This window comes from Olsenella uli (assembly GCF_901212675.1).
GTDB lineage: Bacteria > Actinomycetota > Coriobacteriia > Coriobacteriales > Atopobiaceae > Parolsenella > Parolsenella uli_B.
The window spans coordinates 1-5,362 of the sequence record NZ_CAAKOQ010000068.1 but is presented as its reverse complement, the minus strand read 5'-3'; the positions used below and the strand labels follow the sequence as shown (position 1 = coordinate 5,362).

3 rRNA genes are annotated in these 5,362 nt (G+C 63.8%); all 3 read right to left on the bottom strand.

Annotated features, from left to right (window positions below):
* Positions 1-171 precede the first annotated feature (171 nt).
* The 3 genes from rrf to EFAMC1_RS11030 all read right to left on the bottom strand — a co-directional run bounded on the left by rrf (position 172) and on the right by EFAMC1_RS11030 (position 5,053).
* A 5S ribosomal RNA gene (rrf, locus tag EFAMC1_RS11040) occupies positions 172-287 on the bottom strand.
* A gap of 108 nt (positions 288-395) precedes the next feature.
* A 23S ribosomal RNA gene (locus EFAMC1_RS11035) occupies positions 396-3,327 on the bottom strand.
* 213 nt (positions 3,328-3,540) lie between these two features.
* Positions 3,541-5,053, bottom strand: a 16S ribosomal RNA gene (locus EFAMC1_RS11030).
* Together the 16S, 23S and 5S rRNA genes form the textbook arrangement of a ribosomal RNA operon.
* Between the last annotated feature and the right edge of the window lie 309 nt (positions 5,054-5,362).

Genomic DNA, 5,362 nt, shown 5'->3' with positions numbered 1-5,362 from the left:
GGCCAATGCCTGGAGGAATACCTTGATCACCTTAAGCAGACCAGGGGTCATGCGAACGACCAAATTGCACCGCATCTGCGGATGCGGTGATTCGAGCGAAGAACGCCGCCAAAAAAGGGCGGCCCCCGGGGTCTCCCCCGGGGGCCGCCCGGCACGCAAATGCCCCTCGTTGGTCAGCGGCGCCCTGCTCTCCCACGGACTGACTCCGCAGTACCATCGGCGCTGGGGGGCTTAACTTCCGGGTTCGGAATGGGACCGGGTGTGCCTCCCCCGCCATGGCCGCTGACCAACGAGGGGCATTCGGTTTTCGGGGGGCCGCTTCGCGGCGTGCCCTGGGGGCCGCACAGCATGCAGGCGAGACGCCACAATCGACCGCACCGACCGCGCCCGAGGCGCGACGGAAGAGCTCGGCCTATTAGTGCCGCTCGGCTGAGGCGCTCGCGCGCCTTGCACCTGCGGCCTATCGACCTGGTGGTCTACCAGGGGCCTTACCGGAGGGAAGACTCATCTCGGGACTGGCTTCCCGCTTAGATGCCTTCAGCGGTTATCCAGACCGGACTCAGCTACCGGGCTGCGCCGTTGGTCGACGACCCGTGCACCGGAGGTCCGTCCACCCCGGTCCTCTCGTACTAGGGGCAGCCTCCCTCAGTCTTCCTACGCCCACGGAGGATAGGGACCGAACTGTCTCACGACGTTCTGAACCCAGCTCGCGTACCGCTTTGAATGGCGAACAGCCATACCCTTGGGACCTGCTCCAGCCCCAGGATGCGATGAGCCGACATCGAGGTGCCAAACCTTCCCGTCGATGTGGACTCTTGGGGAAGATCAGCCTGTTATCCCCGGAGTACCTTTTATCCGTTGAGCGACGGCCATTCCACTCTGGGCCGCCGGATCACTAGAGCCTGGTTTCCCATCTGCTCGGCTCGTGGGCCTCGCAGTCAAGCCTGCTTATGCTCTTGCACTCATGGGGACGGTTGCCGACCGTCCTGAGCAGACCTTGCGCGCGCCTCCGTTACTCTTTGGGAGGCGACCGCCCCAGTCAAACTACCCACCAGGCACGGTCCCCCAGCCCGGTCAGGGCCTGGGGTTAGGATGCCAGAGCGTCGAGGGTGGTATTCCAAGGGCGGCTCCCCGGGGGCTGGCGCCCTCGGTTCGAAGCCTCCCACCTATCCTCTACACGACGGACCGGCAGCCAATGCCTAGCTGCAGTAAAGGTTCACGGGGTCTTTCCGTCCTTCCGCGGGTAAGTCGCATCTTCACGACTAGTGCAATTTCACCGGGTCTATGGCAGAGACAGCGCCCAAATCGTTGCGCCTTTCGTGCAGGTCGGAACTTACCCGACAAGGAATTTCGCTACCTTAGGACCGTTATAGTTACGGCCGCCGTTTACCGGGGCTTGGGTTCGCCGCTTCTCCCTGAGGATGACGGCTCCCCGTGACCTTCCGGCACCGGGCAGGCGTCAGACCCTATGCGTCGCCTTACGGCTTGGCAGAGTCCTGTGTTTTTGATAAACAGTCGTTTGGGCCTCTTCGCTGTGGCCCCCTCGCGCTCGCGGAGCGAGTCCGTCCACGCTGGCGGGGCACCCCTTCTCCCGAAGTTACGGGGCGGTTTTGCCGAGTTCCTTTGCCATAGTTCTCCCGATCGCCTTGGTATGTTCTACCCACCCACCTGTGTCGGTTTGCGGTACGGGCCCCTCGCGGATCCCTAGGCGCTTTTCTCGGAAGCGTGGGCTCACTGGCTTCACTCGCTCGCTTCGTCCGCCGCCTCGGGCTCGTGGGGCGCGCGTTTCACTGCGCCCCGCCCTACGCGGCCTCACGGGGACGTCCAGAACCCCGCCCAGCTACCCTTCTCCGTCACGCCGTCGGTCAGACTCCGCGTCGGGGGTGCAGGAATGTCGACCTGCTGTGCATCGGCTACGCCTCCCGGCCTCGCCTTAGCTCCCGACTGACCCTGGGGGGATTAGCCTTGCCCAGGAAACCTTGGGTTTACGGCGGCGGCGCTTTCCACGCCGCTCTCGCTACTCATGCCAGCATTCTCACTCCCGGCCGCTCCACCGGGGGTCGTCCCCCGGCTTCCCCGCGGACGGGAAGCTCCCCTACCACTAGAAAACTCTAGTCCGCCGCTTCGGTGCCGTGCTTAGCCCCGTATATTGTCGGCGCATGTCCACTCGACCAGTGAGCTGTTACGCACTCTTTGAATGGGTGGCTGCTTCTGAGCCAACATCCTGGTTGTCTGGGCGGACGCACATCCTTTGCCACTCGGCACGGACTTCGGGACCTTAGCGGGCGGTCTGGGCTGTTTCCCTCTCGAACACACAGCTTAGCCCACATGTTCTGACTGCCGGGCTCTGGGCCGCAGGCATTCGGAGTTTGGTCGGGTTTGGTAGGCGGTGAGGCCCCCGCGCCCGTCCAGTGCTCTACCTCCTGCGGTGAACGCCCGACGCTAGCCCTAAAGCTATTTCGGGGAGAACGAGATATCTCCGGGTTTGATTAGCCTTTCACTCCTTGCCACGGGTCATCCCCTCAGTTTTCAACCTAAGTGGGTTCGGCCCTCCACGGGGTCTTACCCCCGCTTCAGCCTGCCCATGGCAAGCTCACCCGGCTTCGCGTCTGCGGCGCGCGACTGAGCGCCCTGTTCGGACTCGCTCTCGCTACGGCTCGCTTCACAGCTTAACCTCGCCACGCACCGCAACTCGCTGGCTCATTCTACAAAAGGCACGCCGTCACACCAAAAGGTGCTCCGACTGCTCGTGGGCACACGGTTTCAGGTACTGTTTCACTCCCCTCCCGGGGTGCTTTTCACCTTTCCCTCACGGTACTCGTGCGCTATCGGTCACTGGAGAGTATTTAGGCTTGGAGGGTGGTCCCCCCTGCTTCCCACCGGGTTTCACGTGTCCGGCGGTACTCAGGCGACGGCCGTCGGCCCGCGCGGGTTCGCGTACGGGGCTCTAACCCTGTACCGCGGGCCCTCCCAGGCCCTTCCGCTACCGCGCGGGTTTGTGACCGAACAATGGCCGTGCCTACAACCCCGGCGGGGCGTAAGCTCCCGCCGGTTTGGCCTCTTCCCCGTTCGCTCGCCGCTACTGGGGGAATCTCGGTTGATTTCTCTTCCTCCGGGTACTTAGATGTTTCAGTTCCCCGGGTTGCCTCCCCGGCGCCTATGTGTTCGGCGTCGGGGTCGCGCGCTATGGGGCGCGCGGGGTTCTCCCATTCGGAGGCCCTCGGGTCATAGGGCGTGTGCCCCTCACCGAGGATTATCGCAGCTTGCCGCGTCCTTCGTCGGCTTCCAGTGCCAAGGCATCCACCGTGTGCCCTTAACATCTTCCTTCGATGCTCGGGTATGAATCACACTAGATTGCGATCAGATGCGATCTTCTTGTGTAAGAAAATCTCGCTTGTCACGCTATGCGGCTCTCAGGGTACGTCGGGGGGCGAGCCCTCGAGACCGGACGCTGCGAGAGGGGGCTGAGAGGCGCGGAAAGACGGCCGCCTGCCGTGTCAGGCGTTAGATTGGTCTCTTCTAGAAAGCGTGTCTCCCTAGAAAGGAGGTGATCCAGCCGCACCTTCCGGTACGGCTACCTTGTTACGACTTCACCCCCCTTACCCTCCACACCTTAGGCGCCTCCCCCCTCGCGGTTGGGCCGGCGACTTCGGGTGCAGACGACTCGGGTGGTGTGACGGGCGGTGTGTACAAGGCCCGGGAACGCATTCACCGCGGCGTGCTGATCCGCGATTACTAGCAACTCCGACTTCACGGTGGCGGGTTGCAGCCACCGATCCGAACTGGGGCCGGCTTTAAGGGATTCGCTCGCCCTCGCGGGTTCGCAGCCCGTTGTGCCGGCCATTGTAGCACGTGTGCAGCCCTGGGCATAAGGGGCATGATGACTTGACGTCGTCCCCACCTTCCTCCGGCTTGACGCCGGCGGTCTCGCGCGGGTGCCCAACTGAATGATGGCAACACGCGACGGGGGTTGCGCTCGTTGCGGGACTTAACCCAACATCTCACGACACGAGCTGACGACAGCCATGCACCACCTGCGCAGGCTCCTCTCGGCCACGGCGTCTCCGCCGCTTCACCTGCATGTCAAGCCCAGGTAAGGGTCTTCGCGTGGCTTCGAATTAAGCCACATGCTCCGCTGCTTGTGCGGGCCCCCGTCAATTCCTTTGAGTTTTAGCCTTGCGGCCGTACTCCCCAGGCGGGACGCTTAGTGCGTTGGCTGCGGCACGGGGGGCAGGTCCCCCCACACCTAGCGTCCATCGTTTACGGCTGGGACTACCAGGGTATCTAATCCTGTTCGCTCCCCCAGCTTTCGCGCCTCAGCGTCAGTCGTGGCCCAGAGGGCCGCCTTCGCCACCGGTGTTCTTCCCAATATCTGCGCATTCCACCGCTACACTGGGAATTCCGCCCTCCCCTACCAGACTCAAGCCTCGGGGTTCCGGGAGCGGGCGGGGGTTGAGCCCCCGGATTTGACTCCCGGCCTACGAGGCCGCCTACGCGCGCTTTACGCCCAATGAATCCGGATAACGCTCGCCCCCTACGTATTACCGCGGCTGCTGGCACGTAGTTAGCCGGGGCTTCTTCTGCAGGTACTGTCACCTCTCGGCCTCATCCCTGCTGAAAGCGGTTTACGACCCGAAGGCCTTCGTCCCGCACGCGGCGTCGCTGCGTCAGGCTTCCGCCCATTGCGCAAGATTCCCCACTGCTGCCTCCCGTAGGAGTCTGGGCCGTGTCTCAGTCCCAATCTGGCCGGTCGGTCTCTCAACCCGGCTACCCATAATCGCCTTGGTGGGCCGTTGCCCCACCAACTAGCTAACAGGCCGCGGGCCCATCCCCCACCGTCTCGGCTTTCCCGCCGCCCCCATGCGGGGCTGGCGGAGTATCCGGTATTAATCCCGCTTTCGCGAGGCTATCCCGGGGAGGGGGGCAGGTTGCCCACGTGTTACTCAGCCGTTCGCCACTCGTGTGGCCCCCGAGGGGGCCCTTACCGTTCGACTTGCATGTGTTAGGCGCGCCGCCAGCGTTCATCCTGAGCCAGGATCGAACTCTCCGTTCAAAGCATGCCCGGCATGCGCCGGGTCGTTAGCTCCGCTTCACGGGTCCGACCGTCTTGGATTCCGCTGATTCTCGGATTCGCTTAGGAATTGTCGGGTCGTGCCTCTTGTTGGCACGCGTCCGATGCATCTTCTAGCTTGTCTGCCTCTTCGATCTCCTCGATCGCAGTATCCGGTTTTCAAGGTTCGCCGCGCCGCCCTGAGCAGGCGTTTCGCATCCGCTCGGCTGCGGCGCGAGGAAGTAATATACGCTCCCGCCCCCTCCCCCGCAAGCGGGCGGGGGCGCCTCCACGGTTTGCACACAAGTCGGG